Genomic DNA, 15,414 nt, shown 5'->3' on the forward strand with positions numbered 1-15,414 from the left:
ATAAGGATAATTGGCACATTCGCTGAAAAGCTCATCGAACTTCCCTTTTGGTCGCCTGTTTTGGCGGCTTTTTTTTGCGTTGTGAAATGTTGTGAATCAAAAATAGATCAAAAGATCGCTGCCTACGGCAGCTCCTACGGGGAACGCATTCCACCCAACGAAAAACGGCCAACCCAAGGGTCAGCCGTTGCTGAGTGTTGTTGCTGTTCATAATGTTATGCGAGTCGCCCTCGTACCTCCTGCTTCACGCCCCATCCTTCGATGATGCCGCCCAGAGGCTCGACCACTGCCTCAAAACCCTGCTCGAAATCGCCGATGTCATCGTAGGTGGCGTACATGACCTTGCTCAGTTCCAGCGCCCAGGCGCCGTCGTCGCGCACACTGATCTGCGCGTTCAAGGACTCACCACGGTAATGACCTGCTGCCCTGCGGGCCCGCTCCTCGTCGGGGAAAATCGCGTAGAACTCGATGGGATGAAATTTTGAAAAGTCGAAACCGCCCTCTTTCATGCGGCGCAGCACGCTGCTGCTGATGTCTTCTTGATAGGCTGTGCTCATGAAACGTCCTCCTCGATCCGCTGGATAGACTTTCCGTACTCCCGACGCCCTCAGCCGAATGGTGAGGGCGATGCGGCAACCAGGTTGCCGGTGGGATACAAGCATGTAGCTGACAAGACCAGACCTTAGCGATCCAATCGCTGATCTCGCTTGCAGAGTAGCCCTTTGACCGAGCAGCTGCCAAGGCCTGGTTTGAATGTGACAGGAGTTGTATCAGACGGGAGTGATGCCGAGGATTTGTATGCTGTTCTGTGCCTTGAGACTTTTGACGCTCGCATCATCGGTGCGCCCTTCCAGATCATTCAGATCCAGTTCGGCGGCGACAGGCAGCAAACGAGCCTTAATGAGTTTGGCGGCATGCTCGTTGTCCGGGCATTCCTCGCACTCGAAGACTTCGTCGACTGTTTCACCGTGATCATCCACGAAAGTGATTTTCCACTTTTGCATCAGTGCCTCCTCGATAAAACCCGCAAGTGGGCTTACATCTATCTGGACTTTTGCATGGGGTGATCGTTCAACGAATTACTGCACGGGCTATGAAAAACAACACAAAACCTTGTGAGAGCAAAGCTTGTTCGCGATAGCGTCTTCCCAGTCAATATCAATGTCGACTGAAAGACCGCTATCGCGAGCAAGCTTTGCTCCCACAGGAATTATGGGTGATCTTTAATCGTTGCTTGGCTTGTTGATCGCCTGCAGCACGTACTGTGGCAAGGCGAACGCGCCGATGTGGATTTCCGGGTTGTAGTAGCGGGTGATGATGCCGCTGCCGGCGAAGCGCTGCTGCAGGGTTTCACGGGAGAGTTTGCGATAGCGGGTATCGGTCGCGCCCCAGGCGAAGGTCATCGAGCCGCCAATGTAGGTTGGAACGGCGGCCTGATAGAAATGCCAGTCCGGGAACAGGCTGCGCAGGCGCCCGGCAGTGGTTTTGACTTCTTCAATCTGCATGAACGGGGTGCCGTTCTGCGTCACCAGGATGCCGCCTTCGTTCAGGCAGCGACGGCAAGCCTGGTAGAAGTTTTCCGAGAACAGCACTTCACCGGGACCGATCGGGTCGGTGGAGTCGGAAATGATCACGTCGAACTTTTCGGTGGTGGTCGCGACAAAGCGCATGCCGTCATCGATCACCAGGTTCAGGCGTGGATCATCGAACGAACCCTTGGAGTGGTTCGGCAGGAATTCCTTGCACATCTCCACCACGGTGCCGTCGATCTCGACCATGGTGATGTGCTCGACGCTACGGTGCTTGGCCACTTCACGCAACATGCCGCCGTCGCCGCCACCGATGATCAGCACGCGCTTGGCGGTGCCATGGGCCAGGATCGGCACGTGGGTGAGCATTTCGTGGTAGATGAATTCGTCGGCTTCGGTGGTCTGGATTACGCCGTCCAGCGCCATCACCCGGCCCATGCGCGGGTTTTCAAAGATCACCAGGTGCTGGTGTTCGGTGCGCACTTCGTGCAGCAGTTTTTCCATGCGAAAACGCTGGCCGTAGCCTTCGTAGAGGGTTTCCAGGTATTCGCTGGTAGGGGTGGTGCTCATGGGAAGTGCTCCGATGAATGCGGGTGGCAACGGACGGTTACCCGCCCATGATGGCCAATCGAGGTACTCGATTGCCCGGGAAAGGCGCGCATTCTACGACGCGGGAGATGACAGGTCGAACCTTCCTCAGGAAGAGAACATTTTTGAACACAAACCGGGACCCATGTGGGAGCGGGCTTGCTCGCGAAGGCGGTGTGTCAGTCGACATTATCATCGGCTGACACACCGCCTTCGCGAGCAAGCCCGCTCCCACAGGGTAGAGGTGTGGAGTTCGAAACCAGGTCAGATCCGCACATTACCCCGCGGCCCGGCGATGGCCCAGATGATCAGGCCGAGGACCGGCAACAGCAGGATCAACAACACCCAGACAATTTTCATGCCGGTGCTGGCGCCACTTTTCAGCACGTTGATGATGGCCCAGATGTCCAGGGCGAGAATAATCAGGCCAATCAGGCCGTTGAACGTGGAACCCATGGTGACGCTCCCTAAGAGTGGTATGCACTCTTAGGATAGTCGGCCTTCGCCAGGGTTCCGTATTATTGCGTTAAACGTGGATAGCAACTTTCAGGGCTTCCAGGGACGGTGCCGCCGCAATGCCCACCTCGGCGCACAACTCGAGGACACGCGGCAGGTCATTGCCGTAGACCAGCACCACCTGCATCTCGTCGTCGAGCAACTGGCTGAAGTTCAGCAGCGTGTAGCCGCCGTTTTCCTTGTTCATGGCGCCCATCTGTACCTGGATACGATTGAGTGCGGTCAGGGCTTCGGTCTTGGCCAGCTGCTTGGGCTTGATGTTGAAATCCACACCCGGGCCGAACGAGGCGACGATCTGGGCGAACAGGTCCATGTAGGTGTCCGCCTGGAACAGCACGGTCTCCGGCAGGCTGCCGACGACTACCCACTCACCCAAGGCAATCGGGAAGGTGTCGTCGTAGTTGATGTCCGGATTGGCCGCCAGGAATGCCTGCGGGTCGGCGTAGGCCTGGGCCGCTTCGTCCGCCACCTTGAGGATTTCGTCATCGCTCATGCACCCGGAGCTGATTTTGCTGATGAGTTCGACGAGTGCGGCTTTCATGGGGCGGAATCCTGTAGCGAGGGAAATTTTAAGGCGCGCAGGATAGCGCATTCCGCCGGGCAATGGCTGTCTTCGGGCTGGCCACGAACCTTGACCCACATCAAGTTCCGCCCTGCCCGATCACGGCACAATAATGGCACCTTGCCATAATTGTTTCCGCTATCAGAGAAGACCTCCATGGGTGCCTGGCTTAGCAACATCTCGTTGAAATACAAATTCTGGGCGGTGAATGCCGTCGCCTTCGTCACCACTTTGTTGCTGGTGCTGTACGCCGTGCAACTGGAACAGCAGGCGCGCAGCCATGCGGCCCAGGAATCGGCCCAGTCCCAGGTACGCCTGTTAAATGCCTGGCCCGCCGGGCAGCCGTTGCCGACTGCCGATAACCTGCTGACCTTTAAGCGCGGACAGGCACCGGTGCTCGACCAGCAACCGCTGACGGCGCTGGCCGATGCCAATGGCTGGGTCGAGATCAATTCGATGCCAGTGTTCGGCGATAACCCGCTGATGGGCGCCGAAGTCTTCAGCCGCAGCGACGGCCAGAAAGTCGCAGTCATCGTCCATGGCCCGAGCCTGACCCAAGTGTTCGGTGAGCGTTTTGCCAACTACGCGGTGGCGGTGTTGATCCTGATGCTGGCCATGCTCGGCGCCTCGCAATTGTTGATCCGCTTTCTGCTCAGCCAGCTCAACACCTTGAAAGACGTGATGCTGCATGTGGAAAAAACCGGCGACCTGTCGGCCCGCGTGCCCTTGGCCTGTACCGATGAGGTCGGGCAGATGGCCAGCGCGTTCAATGCGATGCAGGCCGGTTACCAGCGAGTGGTCAACACCGTCGCCAGCACCGCCCGCCAACTGGATGACGGTGCAGCGCGGCTGGCATCGAGCATGGACGAAGTCCGCCACGGCATGCTCGGCCAACAAAGCGAAACCGATCAGGCCGCCACCGCCATCAACCAGATGACTGCGACGGTCTATCACATCGCCCAGCACGCCGGCGCTACCCGCGACCTCTCGCAAACCGCCGACACCCTGGCCGGTAGTGGCCAGCAGGTTGTCAGCCGCGTGCAGCTGTCGATTGCCGGGTTGTCCAGCGGTGTGCAGCAGACCGCCGAGATGATTCAACGCCTGGCCGAGGACAGCCAGAAGATCAACGGCGTGGTTGGGGTGATCCACAGCATCGCCGAGCAGACCAATCTGCTGGCGCTCAACGCGGCCATCGAAGCGGCACGGGCCGGGGAAATGGGCCGGGGTTTTGCGGTGGTGGCGGATGAGGTGCGCAACCTGGCCAAGCGTGTCCAGGCATCGACCGATGAGATCACAGTGATGGTCTCGGCGTTGCAGGCCGGGACGCGGGACGCGGTGGACTTCATGCAGGACAGCTCGATCAAGGCCGACGATTGTGTGCAGCAGGCCCAGGAAGCCGGCGCGGCGCTGGCGCAGATCACCAGCGCGGTGGCGCAGATGCGCGAGAGCAACACGCAGATTGCGGTGGCGGCGGAGCAGCAGAGTCAGGTGGCCGAGGAGATGAATCGGGCGGTGGTGAGTATTCGTGATGTGACGGAGAACACGGTGCAGCAGACGGTGAGTTCGGCGACTACCAGTAATGAGTTGGCTGAACTGGCTGGGGCTTTGAGCAAGGCTATCGGGCAGTTGAAACTTTGAGGGACCCATCGCGAGCAGGCTCACTCCTACAGAGGATCGCATTCCCCTGTAGGAGTGAGCCTGCTCGCGATGGCGGCATCATGATCAATACACATCTTGAACCTTCCCCTATCACCCTGATAGCCAACCTCCATTCGCCGCCCCGCTCCGCCAGGCCTATCCTTCAATCATGTGTTCAACACGGATCGAGGATCAGCATCATGGGCAAACGTCACCCCAATCTCCCCGCCTGGCAATGGCGGGCGTACCCCGGGAATCATCAGCACCCGACCAATCTGGTGCTGCACCTGATCGCGGTCCCGCTGTTCATCCTCGCGTTCCTGCTGATTGTGACGGGAGTGTTCGGCCTGAGCTTCGTCAACTTCGCCATCGGCGTCGTCGGCTTGCTCGCCGCCCTGGCATTGCAGCGCCATGGCCATACCCTGGAAGAACAGGCATCTGAACCCTTCACCGATCGCAAAGACGCCATGTCGCGCCTGCTGGTCGAGCAGTTCGTGACTTTTCCGCGGTTCTTCCTCAGCGGGGGCTGGTGGCGCGCCTGGCGGGAGCGCCACCGTCGGCATTGATTCGGCGAAAGTCGATCAGGCGAAAATCGTGACTGTCTGCCGGCTCATGGCGATCAATTGACCGTCATTGCTCCACAGCTTGGCCGCCGCATGACCATAGCCGTCTGCCGCGTACTCGATCTCCACCAGGTACTTGCACCAGTCCAGCGTGCTCAGTTCCAGCAGCGGCTGGACGAATTCGATGGTCCAGGTCAGCGTGCTGCCCATCGCCGGTTTCTTCAAGTGCGGCAGCAGCGCTGGCGGCCAGGCATCGACCAATGCCAGGATGTGCGACTCGGTGATCGGCTCTTCCTTGACGTCCCCGCGCAGGCGTACCCAACCACCCATCTGGCGCGAGGTATTGCCGGTGAACGGTAGCCCGCCGACGCTCCAGCGCATCGCCAGGTGGCGCATGAACTCCGGGGTAATGCCCTTGATGTACGGCAGCTCCTGGCAGTCATCCCAGTGTTTCATCTCGGGTGCCGGCTGTGCATTAATCGCCACCTCCGATGGGCGCGATCCGCCGAAGCTGCCTTGGACGAGTGTTACCACCTGACCTCTCTGCATGGCCCGACCGAGCACCTGGCTGACGGCCTTACCTTCGCGCAACACGTCGACTTCAAAACTCACCGGTACATCCGGCTCCACCGGCCCGACAAAGGTGATCGCCAGCGAACGCACCGGGCGATCGGCCGGCACCTGAGCGCGCATGGCCTCGTACTGCAAAGCGGCAACCAGGCCACCGAAACTGGCCCGGCCCTGGGCCCATTCGGCCGGAATGGACAGCTCCAGAGGTTGGCTGCGAACAGCGTCGAGCAGATCGGAAAAGCGCATGAAGACCTCGGAGCAGATGGGGATGCAGGGATCTTAACCAGAGGTGGGCGGCGATACAGCGCTTATTCCAGCCAAATCCCCTGACAGATAAGCCGGATACACGCAGTCCCCCCGTAGGAGCTGCCGAAGGCTGCGATCTTTTGATCTTCGACGCCGTTAATAACGCCGAAGATCAAAAGATTAAAATCAAAAGATCGCAGCCTTCGGCAGCTCCTACGCAGAGCGGTGCAGTGCAACGTCAACGACATATCACAGCGCAGAGCGGTGCGGTGCGGTGCAACGTCAACGACATATCACAGCGCAGAGCGGTGCAGTGCAACGTCAACGACATATCACAGCGCAGAGCGGTGCGGTGCAGTGCAGTGCAGTGCAGTGCAGTGCAGTGCAGTGCAACATAAGCGAGATATCACAGCGTAGCGCGGCGTGTGGAGCTCAGGACTTGAAGCAGGCCCCACTCAGCTTGTCGAGCACCCGGTCCGCACGGCTTTCGGCCTTGGCCATGGTGGTCTGCCAGGTGGCAACGCATGGCTGCAGATCCGCTTCCTGCTCTGCCCGCGCCAGCCACTGCCAGCAATCGTGCCAGTCGCCCAGCGCACCTTGCGCCGCTTTCAAGCGCGGCAGCGCAGCCTTGGGCAGGCGGTCCAGTTCCGGATAGGCCTCGATGCCATAACGCACCCGCTTGATCAGCAGCCGCAGCCGATGGCGGTCGTGAGCGGGATCGTGCAGGGCGGTATCGAGTTTCTCCCACTGCTTCGCCAGGCGTTTTTCGATGCGCTGGCGCAAGCCCTTGAGCAGGCCCTGGCGCTGGGACGCGCGCAAGAAACGCGGAAAGGCGTCGAGCATCTGCAGCAGCTGCGCCAGCTCGGTGCTGGCGGCCACGGCCGGATAAGCCTGGGCCATTTGCGCCATGCGCCGTTGCGCCGCTTCAGGTTGATCGTGCGCGAGCAGGTACGCCGCCAGCACCTCGCGATCACGCATCGGCGTGGTCAGGTCGCCGACCCGCGACGCCGCCGCTTCCAGCTGCTCGACGCCCGGCAAACCACGCAACGGCCGCAGCAGGCTGCGCAGACGGCGAACCGTGGTGCGCAGTTCGTGCAGGGCCTCCGGGTCGGTGCGCGCTTCCAGGCGCGCCTGACTCGCCATCAAACCGACTTCCAGGCCCATGACATGAGCCACCAACCGATCAACCAACCCAGACATCGCTTGCTCCTTTTTATCGAATACTGCCTGTGCCGTGCATCATGCCTCAACGCCCGGCGCGAGACTCACGAATATAAAAGCGCGCCTTCTCGGCTTTCTGCGTGCAGCCTTCGAACGCTTCAAACTGCTGCTGAGTCTTCGCACCGGTCAACAGCGACAGCGCCTTGGAGTAACTGACGGTGCCGGCAAACCCTTCCGCCTTGGCCAAGTCCAGCTCGTGCCACGCCGCGTCGATGCCGCTACCGCAGCTGTCGCGGTAAGCGGTCTTGCCGGCGCAACCGGCCAGTGCCAGGGCAATCAAGGGTACACAGATCCAGGCTTTCATCACTCACACCTCAAAAATAGAAAAACAGTCGTGCAGGTAAGACGGTCTGGCGCTTGAAAAGTGCCTTGACCGGCTTGTTGAAACTGCCGCGCTGGTGAAGATAACCCTGCGCCGCCATTGAGTGTCGAAAAAACGACGTCTTCGCCTGCCAGAGCGACTTTGCCGATTGAAGCACGCCCCTCGTTGGGTGCATTGTTGAACCTTGTCAGACGAGGGCGATTCATGAAAAAGCGTGTCGCACTGGTACTGGGGTCAGGTGGCGCCCGGGGCTATGCCCATATCGGTGTCATCGAGGAGATCGAGCGGCGGGGTTACGACATCGCCTGCATCGCCGGTTGTTCCATGGGCGCGGTGGTGGGCGGGATCTATGCTGCGGGCAAACTCAATGATTATCGCGACTGGATCGAGAGCCTGGATTACCTCGACGTGTTGCGCCTGGTGGACGTCAGTTTCCGCCTGGGGGCAATTCGCGGCGAAAAGGTCTTCGGGCAGATCCGCAAGATCGTCGGTGAGATCAATATCGAGGACCTGCGAATTCCCTACACGGCAGTGGCCACCGACCTGACCAACCAGCAGGAAATCTGGTTCCAGGAAGGCTGCCTGCACCAGGCCATGCGCGCCTCGGCAGCGATCCCCAGCCTGTTCACCCCGGTGATGCAGGGCAACCGCGTACTGGTCGACGGCGGGATACTCAACCCGCTGCCGATCGTGCCGGTGGTGTCGAGCCATTGCGACCTGATCATCGCGGTCAACCTCAATTCGACTAACCAGCGGCATTATCAGCTGCCGGTGATCCCGCGTCCGCCGGCGTTCAAGAGCCGATTCGACAGCCTGGTGAACTCGCTGGGTTCGAAGTTGCCGTTCCGGCGCAAGCAGGCCGAACAACTGCTGGTGCTGGAAGAGCAAGCGCTGAAAGCGCAAGCGGCGGACATCAACCCCTGGATCGAATCCGCCGAGCCTGAGGCGCAGCAACCGGCCGCCGCGCCGGAAGCCGGAGGGGCCCCAAAGTCCGCCACGGGTTCGTTCATCATCGACAACGTCGGGCCGGCGTCGCTGCTGGATCTGATCAACCAGAGTTTCGAGGTGATGCAGACTTCGTTGGCGCAGTACAAGATCGCCGGGTATCCGCCGGACATCCTGATCAACGTGCCGAAGCGGGTGTGCCGGTTTTTCGAGTTCTACAAGGCGCCGGAGTTGATCGCGCTGGGAAGGGAGATTGCGCGCGATACGCTGGATCGCTATGAAGCTGAGCAGTCGCGGGAGCCCTGAGTTGTTTCTGCAGTGAAGCAAAGGGCCTCATCGCGAGCAGGCTCACTCCTACAGAGGTGTGTGCCCTTTACCCCTGTAGGAGTGAGCCTGCTCGCGATGGGGCCTGAAAATCCAACACAGACATCAAAGGCTGTCCCCACCCAACAACCGATACCCAACCCCAGCCTCGGTCAATATAAACCGCGGCCGGGTCGGGTCATCCGCCAGCTTCTGCCGCAGATGCCCCACCACAATGCGCAAATAGTGACTGTCCTCGGTATGGGTCGGCCCCCAGATATCCTTCAACAACTGCTGCTGGGTAATGACCCGCCCTGGATGCCGAGCCAGTTGCGCCAGCACCGCGTATTCCTTGCGGGTCAACGCAACTTCGGCGCCATCGAGCAGCACCCGACGATAAGCCAGGTCCACGGTCAGCGGCCCGAAACTCAGCGCCGCCTGCTGCGCTTCTCCCGCCGGCGCCTGGCGCAACAGCGCGCGCACTCGTGCAAGGAACTCCTGGATGCCAAACGGCTTGGTCACGTAGTCGTTGGCGCCACCATCCAGCGCCTCGACTTTCTGCCCCTCGCTGGCACGCACCGACAGCACCAGCACCGGCACCGTCGACCACTCACGAAACTCGCGCAGCACCTGTTGGCCATCCATGTCCGGCAGCCCCAGGTCGAGCACCAGCAAGTCCGGCTTGCTCAACGCGGCCTGCGCCAGGCCCTCGGTGCCGGTCCCGGCCTCCAGTACTTTATAGCCCTGGGACACCAGGCTGATGCGCAGGAACTTGCGGATCTGCGGTTCGTCATCGATGACCAAAATGGTCGTGGTCTGGCTCATGAATTCTGATCGCGGCATGGGAAAATCCAGAGGTTATCAGGCTTCACTTTCAACATCCGGTTGATCTTGCAGCGGCAGATGCAGGGTAATGCAGGTTCCACGCCCTTCGATGCCGTCCGTGACACTGATCCGACCACCATGGGCGCCTACCATGCCCTGGCAGATCGCCAGGCCGAGCCCGGTGCCCTGCCCGCCCCGATCACCGCGCGCAGCGGTGTAGAACATGTCGAAAATCTTCGTTCGTTCCTCTTCCGGGATGCCCGGCCCCTCATCGCTGACCGAGAAGAACAGTTCGCTGTCGACCACGCCAGCGCGTAATTGCAGGCGGCCGTGAACCGGGGAAAAACGCGCGGCGTTTTCCAGCACATTGACCAGTGCCTGTTCGATGAGCGCGGCGTGGACGTACAGCAACGGCAACTCCGGCGCCACATCGATGCTCACCTGCAGCGGCGCCAGCACCGCGCGCAGGCGATTGAGCGAACTACCGACGATGTCTGCCGGCGACACCCAGTCCCGCGCCAGCTTCAAGGCACCGTGACCCAGGCGCGTCATGTCCAGCAGGTTCTGAATGTATCGATCCAGGCGTTCGGCTTCGTCGCGAGTGCCTTCGAGCAGTTCGCGGCGATCGTCCACCGGGATCGCTTCGCCCAATGCCAGCAGACTGTCGATGCTGCCGCGCATCGAGGTCAGCGGCGTGCGCAGATCGTGGGACACCGATGCAAGCAAGGCACTGCGCAGCTGCTCGGTTTCGCCATGCAGGCGCGCGGCTTCCAGGTCTTCAACCAGTTGCGCCCGGGCCAGCGCCTGAGCGAGTGGCTGGCTCAAGGCTGTCAGCAGGCGTCGGCGCTGGCCACTCAGGGTGTGCCCCTCTTTGGCACAGACGCCGAGCAGCGCCAGAGGTCCGTCCTCGACCGACAGCGGCCACCACCACCAGCGCCCGGACGGCAACGTGCCAGTGCCGGCGCCCGCCGGTTGATCGTGTTGCCAGGCCCAGTCGGCAGCGGCGCGTTCGGCTTCGGAAAAGCTCAGCGGGCCGCCGGTTTCGACTTTCCAGCCCGCCGTTCCATCACGATTGAGCAGGCACAGTTGCACATCGCTCCAGCCATTGAGGTGCTGCGCCGCTGCGCTGACCACTGCCTGGCGGTCGGTAGCGGCAGTGAGTTTGCGCGACAGATCGAGCAGTTCGCTGGTCTCTTCCTGGGTATCGCGCAGCGCCTGCAATTGCTGACGTTGACGCGCCGCAAGGTTGCCGGTAAGCGCCGCCATCAGCAGAAAGAACAGCAGGGTCAGCACGTCTTCTTCGCGCTGGATATTGAAGGAAAAATTCGGCGGAATGAACAGGAAATCATAGGTCAGGAACGACATCGCCGCGCAGGCCAGCGCCGGGCCGAGACTGCTGCGCACCGCCACCAGCAACACCGCCGCGAGGAACACCAGCGAGATGTTCGGCAGCGGCAGGACGCTCGCCACAGCCCAGGCCAGGGCACTGGCGAGCAGCGTCGCGACCAGCGCCAACGCATAGTCGAACCACACCAGTGGCGGGGTCGAACGCGGGCGTGGCGAATGCAGCGCATGCTCGCTGTCGAGGACGTTGATTTCCAGCCCGCGCGCATTGCGCAGCAGGCGTGAAGCCAGGCCCCCACCGAGCATGCGCCGCCGCCAACGCTGCCGGGATTGACCGACCAGCACCAGGCTGGCGCGGCGTTCGCCCGCGTGTTGGATCAAGGTCTTCGCCACCTCGCCGGCACGCAGCAACACCACCTCGCCGCCCAGGCGCTCCGCCAGTTGCTGGGCACTTTGCAAGCGCAGGCGTGCCTGCTCGTCGCGCGCGCTGCCATTGTCCACATGCACCAGGCTCCAGGGCAGATGGCGCCGCTGAGCAACGCGGCTGGCATGTCGCACCAGGCGCTCGGCCTGCTCATCGCCATCGACCCCGACCAGCAAGCGCCCGCGCACGGCTGGCGCATCCTGGCCCAGTTGGCGATAGCCCTGGGCGAGGTCGTTGTCGACCTGGGCGGCAGCGGTTTGCATCGCCAGTTCGCGCAGGGCGGTGAGGTTGGTCTGGGTGAAAAAAGCATCGATGGCCGCCCGCGCCTGCTCCGGCACATAGACCTTGCCGTCGCGCAGACGCTCGAGCAGTTCCCGTGGCGGCAAGTCGATCAGCAACAGCTCATAGGCTTCCTGCAGCACCCAGTCCGGCAAGGTCTCGCGCACTTGCACGCCGGTGATGCCGCGCACCTGATCATTGAGGCTTTCCAGGTGCTGGACGTTGACCGTGGTGTACACGTCGATGCCGGCGGCGAGCAGTTCCTGGATGTCCTGCCAGCGCTTGGCGTGCCGGCTGCCGGGGGCGTTGCTGTGGGCCAGTTCGTCCACCAGCACCAGCTTGGGTTTGGCCGCGAGCAGGCCGTCGAGGTCCATTTCCTCAAGCAGGACGCCGCGGTATTCCGAGCGCACCAGGGGCTGCTGGGGCAAACCACCGAGCAGCGCCTCGGTTTCGGCGCGACCGTGGGTCTCGACCACCCCGGCGAGCACCTTTACTCCCTGGCGCAGCTGAGTGTGCGCGGCTTGCAGCATGGCGTAGGTCTTGCCGACACCGGGGGCGGCGCCGAGGAAAACCTTGAGCCGGCCACGGCCATCGCGGGGTAGATCGGCTAACAGTGCGTCGGCTCGGCCGGAGTTGCTCATCTGTGATTGCCTTGTTCGACTTGGAATGGGGGGTTGCCTTGAAAAGATCGCAGCCTGCGGCAGCTCCTACAGGGACCGCCACGATCACTGTAGGAGCTGCCGCAGGCTGCGATCTTTTGATCTACAGGTTATCCAACGCAATATTCAGCGCCAACACATTCACCACCGGCGGCCCAATCAGCGGCTGCTCGATATGCGCCTCCAGCAACTGTTGAACCGTGGACACCGGCAAATTACGCGCCGCCGCAACTCGCGCCAGTTGATAGGCAATCGCCGCCGGAGGCAAGTGCGGATCGAGGCCGCTGCCGGAAGTGGTCAGCTGCGCCAGGGGCACCGGCCCCTGGCCGGGCACCAACAGTTTGTTCGCCTCCTCGATCACCCGCGCAGCCAGCGCCGGGTTACTCGGCGAAAGGTTGCTGGCGCCGCTCGATACCGTGGCAAAGGCCCCGGCGGAAGGTCGTGGATGGAACCAGGCGTCACCGGTGAAATCCTGGGCGATCAGTGCAGAGCCCCGCACCTTGCCGCTGGCGTCCTGGATCAGGCTGCCGTTGGCCTGGTCGGGAAATGCGACCTGGGCTACACCGGTGACCACCAAGGGGTAGGCGACGCCTGTGATCAGGGTCATGAGGACAAGCAGGCTCAGGGCCGGGCGGATCATTGTGGACATTTCTAAATCCTCGAATTCGGATAACAAAATATGTGGTTCGCAAGCCAACTACCCCCTGTAGGAGCGAGCCTGCTCGCGAAAAACCAGAGGACGACGCGTCCATCCAGACAAAACGCGTCATCGTTGACTTCCATCGCCAGCAGGCTGGCTCCCACAGGAGCGGTCAAACCAGATGCAACGCCGTCAACAGCATGTCGATCGCCTTGATCCCCACAAACGGCACCACAATCCCGCCCAACCCATAGATCAACAGATTGCGCCGCAACAACGCCGCCGCACTCGCCGCCTGCACCCGCACACCGCGCAGCGCCAGCGGAATCAGCACCACAATGATCAACGCGTTAAACACAATCGCCGAGAGAATCGCGCTCTGCGGACTGCTCAGGTGCATGATGTTCAGCACGCCCAACTGCGGGTAGATCGTGGCGAACAGCGCCGGCAGAATCGCGAAGTACTTGGCCACGTCGTTGGCGATGGAAAAGGTCGTCAGCGCACCGCGGGTCACCAGCAGTTCCTTGCCGATCTGCACCACGTCCAGCAGCTTGGTCGGATCGCTGTCGAGGTCGACCATGTTCGCCGCCTCGCGTGCCGCCTGGGTGCCATCGTTCATCGCCATGCCGACGTCGGCCTGGGCCAGCGCCGGGGCGTCGTTGGCGCCGTCGCCACACATCGCCACCAGTCGACCGTCGTTCTGCTCATGGCGGATGCGCGCCAGTTTTTTCTCCGGCGTGGCTTCAGCCAGCACATCATCGACGCCGGCCTCGGCCGCAATCGCCGCCGCCGTCAGCGGGTTGTCGCCGGTGACCATGACCGTGCGGATCCCCAGCTTGCGCAGCTCGGCAAACCGCTCGCGGATGCCGGGCTTGACCACGTCCTTGAGGTGAATCGCACCGAGCAACTTGCCGTCGGCGCAGACAAGCAATGGCGTGCCACCGCTCTGCGCAATCTTGTCGATTTCCCGGGACAGTGCCGGTGCCAGGTCGGCGCGTTGCAGGCCAACGAACGCCAGCAACGAATCCACCGCACCCTTGCGGTAAACACGACCCTGATAGTCAACGCCGGACAGCCGCGTTTCAGCACTGAACGGCACGCCAGTCAGCGTCTCGGCCGCGGGCTCCGGTTGCGCATGCAGGCCACGCAGGTACTCGACGATGGACTTGCCTTCCGCCGTGTCATCGGCCAGCGAAGCGAAGAGCGCGCCCTCGGCCAACTCCCTGCTGCTCACCCCAGGTGCCGCATAAACAGCGGTGCAGCGACGGTTGCCGAAGGTGATGGTGCCGGTCTTGTCCAGCAGCAAAACGTGCACGTCCCCCGCCGCTTCCACCGCGCGACCGGACTTGGCGATCACATTCAAGCGCACCAGGCGGTCCATGCCAGCGATGCCGATGGCCGACAACAGGCCGCCGATGGTGGTGGGAATCAGCGTCACCAACAGCGCCACCAGGAACACCAGCGGCAGGCTGCCGTTGGCAAAGTGGGCGAACGGCTGCAAGGTCACGACCACCAGCAGGAAGATCAGCGTCAGGCCGATCAGCAGGATGTCGAGCGCCACTTCGTTTGGAGTCTTCTGGCGCTTGGCGCCTTCGACCAGGGCGATCATGCGGTCCAGTGTCGACTCCCCTGGATTGGCAGTAATGCGCACCAGCAACCAGTCCGACACCAGCCGCGTGTTGCCAGTCACTGCCGAACGATCACCGCCAGACTCGCGAATCACCGGCGCGGATTCACCGGTAATCGCCGCCTCGTTGACCGCCGCAATGCCTTCGATGACTTCACCGTCACCGGGGATCATTTCCCCGGCTTCGACACGCACCACGTCGTCCTTGCGCAGGCTGGTGGCGGGCACTATTTGAAAGCTGCCATCGGCAGTTTTGCGCCGGGCACTCAGGCCTTCGCTACCGGCCTTCAGGCTGTCGGCCCGAGCCTTGCCGCGACCTTCGGCCAAAGCTTCGGCGAAGTTGGCAAACAGCACGGTGAACCACAGCCACAGGGCAATCTGCGCGGCGACAAAAGTCGGCACCGCCGGATCCGGAATGAAGCACAGCACGGTGGTCAGAATCGCGGTCAGTTCGACCACCAGCATCACCGGCGCACGCTGCAATTGCCGAGGGTCGAGCTTGACGAAAGCTTGCACCAGCGCCGGGCGCCAGAGCGCCGAGATCGCGGTTTTCGGTTGTTCCGGTGCCTTCACGGCAGCCGGTTTGGTTGCGGGCATATTCATCATCAGCTCC

15 protein-coding genes are annotated in these 15,414 nt (G+C 61.9%); 3 read left to right on the forward strand and 12 right to left on the reverse strand.

Annotated elements, in window-relative coordinates; genetic code table 11:
• Window positions 1-215: 215 nt before the first annotated feature.
• The 5 genes from ACYZTK_RS06925 to ACYZTK_RS06945 form a co-directional block, all read right to left on the reverse strand.
• On the reverse strand, window positions 216-557 hold the full coding sequence (locus tag ACYZTK_RS06925; protein ID WP_045058964.1) for a ribonuclease E inhibitor RraB: 342 nt from the start codon (window positions 555-557) through the stop codon (window positions 216-218).
• Between the two features lie 213 nt (window positions 558-770).
• Window positions 771-1,004, reverse strand: a complete 234-nt coding sequence (locus ACYZTK_RS06930) for a hypothetical protein (RefSeq protein WP_462013754.1) — start codon at window positions 1,002-1,004, stop codon at window positions 771-773.
• Window positions 1,005-1,223: 219 nt separating this feature from the next.
• The gene (speE, locus tag ACYZTK_RS06935) at window positions 1,224-2,099 is read right to left on the reverse strand and encodes a polyamine aminopropyltransferase (protein ID WP_462013755.1); all 876 of its coding nucleotides are present in this window, start codon (window positions 2,097-2,099) and stop codon (window positions 1,224-1,226) included.
• Window positions 2,100-2,381: 282 nt separating this feature from the next.
• Complete coding sequence (locus ACYZTK_RS06940; protein WP_028622263.1) at window positions 2,382-2,573, reverse strand: PLDc N-terminal domain-containing protein; 192 nt, start codon at window positions 2,571-2,573, stop codon at window positions 2,382-2,384.
• 70 nt (window positions 2,574-2,643) lie between these two features.
• Window positions 2,644-3,174, reverse strand: coding sequence for a hypothetical protein (locus ACYZTK_RS06945; protein ID WP_462013756.1), 531 nt, complete (start codon window positions 3,172-3,174; stop codon window positions 2,644-2,646).
• A 177-nt stretch (window positions 3,175-3,351) separates the two neighbouring features.
• Between ACYZTK_RS06945 and ACYZTK_RS06950 the strand changes: the two genes are divergently transcribed.
• Complete coding sequence (locus tag ACYZTK_RS06950; RefSeq protein ID WP_462013757.1) at window positions 3,352-4,833, forward strand: methyl-accepting chemotaxis protein; 1,482 nt, start codon at window positions 3,352-3,354, stop codon at window positions 4,831-4,833.
• A 200-nt stretch (window positions 4,834-5,033) separates the two neighbouring features.
• Window positions 5,034-5,399 (forward strand): terminase, encoded by a 366-nt coding sequence (locus ACYZTK_RS06955; RefSeq protein WP_462013758.1) that lies wholly within the window; start codon window positions 5,034-5,036, stop codon window positions 5,397-5,399.
• 15 nt (window positions 5,400-5,414) lie between these two features.
• Here ACYZTK_RS06955 and ACYZTK_RS06960 read toward each other — a convergent pair whose 3' ends face one another.
• The 3 genes from ACYZTK_RS06960 to ACYZTK_RS06970 all read right to left on the reverse strand — a co-directional run bounded on the left by ACYZTK_RS06960 (window position 5,415) and on the right by ACYZTK_RS06970 (window position 7,737).
• Window positions 5,415-6,212, reverse strand: coding sequence for an acyl-CoA thioesterase (locus ACYZTK_RS06960; RefSeq protein WP_462013759.1), 798 nt, complete (start codon window positions 6,210-6,212; stop codon window positions 5,415-5,417).
• A gap of 432 nt (window positions 6,213-6,644) precedes the next feature.
• Window positions 6,645-7,412, reverse strand: coding sequence for a CHAD domain-containing protein (locus ACYZTK_RS06965; RefSeq protein WP_462013760.1), 768 nt, complete (start codon window positions 7,410-7,412; stop codon window positions 6,645-6,647).
• A gap of 46 nt (window positions 7,413-7,458) precedes the next feature.
• Window positions 7,459-7,737, reverse strand: coding sequence for a hypothetical protein (locus tag ACYZTK_RS06970; protein WP_462013761.1), 279 nt, complete (start codon window positions 7,735-7,737; stop codon window positions 7,459-7,461).
• Window positions 7,738-7,959: 222 nt separating this feature from the next.
• Here ACYZTK_RS06970 and ACYZTK_RS06975 point away from each other — a divergent pair, with 222 nt between their 5' ends.
• Window positions 7,960-9,006 (forward strand): patatin-like phospholipase family protein, encoded by a 1,047-nt coding sequence (locus ACYZTK_RS06975; protein ID WP_462013762.1) that lies wholly within the window; start codon window positions 7,960-7,962, stop codon window positions 9,004-9,006.
• 123 nt (window positions 9,007-9,129) lie between these two features.
• On the opposite strand, the gene ACYZTK_RS06980 is transcribed toward ACYZTK_RS06975, so the two are convergent.
• From ACYZTK_RS06980 to kdpB, 4 genes are all read right to left on the reverse strand, one after another.
• Window positions 9,130-9,828 carry a response regulator gene (locus ACYZTK_RS06980; RefSeq protein ID WP_462014868.1) on the reverse strand — a complete coding sequence of 233 codons (699 nt, stop codon included), beginning with the start codon at window positions 9,826-9,828 and terminating at the stop codon, window positions 9,130-9,132.
• 36 nt (window positions 9,829-9,864) lie between these two features.
• Window positions 9,865-12,516: a DUF4118 domain-containing protein gene (locus ACYZTK_RS06985; RefSeq protein ID WP_462013763.1), complete on the reverse strand. Its 2,652-nt coding sequence runs from the start codon at window positions 12,514-12,516 to the stop codon at window positions 9,865-9,867.
• 121 nt (window positions 12,517-12,637) lie between these two features.
• On the reverse strand, window positions 12,638-13,183 hold the full coding sequence (gene kdpC, locus ACYZTK_RS06990) for a potassium-transporting ATPase subunit KdpC (RefSeq protein ID WP_462013764.1): 546 nt from the start codon (window positions 13,181-13,183) through the stop codon (window positions 12,638-12,640).
• Between the two features lie 163 nt (window positions 13,184-13,346).
• Window positions 13,347-15,404 (reverse strand): potassium-transporting ATPase subunit KdpB, encoded by a 2,058-nt coding sequence (gene kdpB / locus ACYZTK_RS06995; RefSeq protein WP_462013765.1) that lies wholly within the window; start codon window positions 15,402-15,404, stop codon window positions 13,347-13,349.
• Window positions 15,405-15,414: the final 10 nt, after the last annotated feature.

It is taken from the genome of Pseudomonas sp. LB3P31 (assembly GCF_054897945.1).

Bases quoted from the DNA above. Each gene is read 5' to 3' on its own strand.
- ACYZTK_RS06930 (WP_462013754.1), bottom strand. From the start codon at position 1,004: ATGCAAAAGTGGAAAATCACTTTCGTGGATGATCACGGTGAAACAGTC.
- ACYZTK_RS06960 (WP_462013759.1), bottom strand. From the start codon at position 6,212: ATGCGCTTTTCCGATCTGCTCGACGCTGTTCGCAGCCAACCTCTGGAG.
- ACYZTK_RS06965 (WP_462013760.1), bottom strand. From the start codon at position 7,412: ATGTCTGGGTTGGTTGATCGGTTGGTGGCTCATGTCATGGGCCTGGAA.
- ACYZTK_RS06925 (WP_045058964.1), bottom strand. From the start codon at position 557: ATGAGCACAGCCTATCAAGAAGACATCAGCAGCAGCGTGCTGCGCCGC.
- ACYZTK_RS06950 (WP_462013757.1), top strand. From the start codon at position 3,352: ATGGGTGCCTGGCTTAGCAACATCTCGTTGAAATACAAATTCTGGGCG.
- ACYZTK_RS06940 (WP_028622263.1), bottom strand. From the start codon at position 2,573: ATGGGTTCCACGTTCAACGGCCTGATTGGCCTGATTATTCTCGCCCTG.
- kdpB (WP_462013765.1), bottom strand. From the start codon at position 15,404: ATGAATATGCCCGCAACCAAACCGGCTGCCGTGAAGGCACCGGAACAA.
- kdpC (WP_462013764.1), bottom strand. From the start codon at position 13,183: ATGTCCACAATGATCCGCCCGGCCCTGAGCCTGCTTGTCCTCATGACC.
- ACYZTK_RS06975 (WP_462013762.1), top strand. From the start codon at position 7,960: ATGAAAAAGCGTGTCGCACTGGTACTGGGGTCAGGTGGCGCCCGGGGC.
- ACYZTK_RS06985 (WP_462013763.1), bottom strand. From the start codon at position 12,516: ATGAGCAACTCCGGCCGAGCCGACGCACTGTTAGCCGATCTACCCCGC.
- ACYZTK_RS06970 (WP_462013761.1), bottom strand. From the start codon at position 7,737: ATGAAAGCCTGGATCTGTGTACCCTTGATTGCCCTGGCACTGGCCGGT.
- ACYZTK_RS06980 (WP_462014868.1), bottom strand. From the start codon at position 9,828: ATGAGCCAGACCACGACCATTTTGGTCATCGATGACGAACCGCAGATC.
- ACYZTK_RS06945 (WP_462013756.1), bottom strand. From the start codon at position 3,174: ATGAAAGCCGCACTCGTCGAACTCATCAGCAAAATCAGCTCCGGGTGC.
- ACYZTK_RS06955 (WP_462013758.1), top strand. From the start codon at position 5,034: ATGGGCAAACGTCACCCCAATCTCCCCGCCTGGCAATGGCGGGCGTAC.
- speE (WP_462013755.1), bottom strand. From the start codon at position 2,099: ATGAGCACCACCCCTACCAGCGAATACCTGGAAACCCTCTACGAAGGC.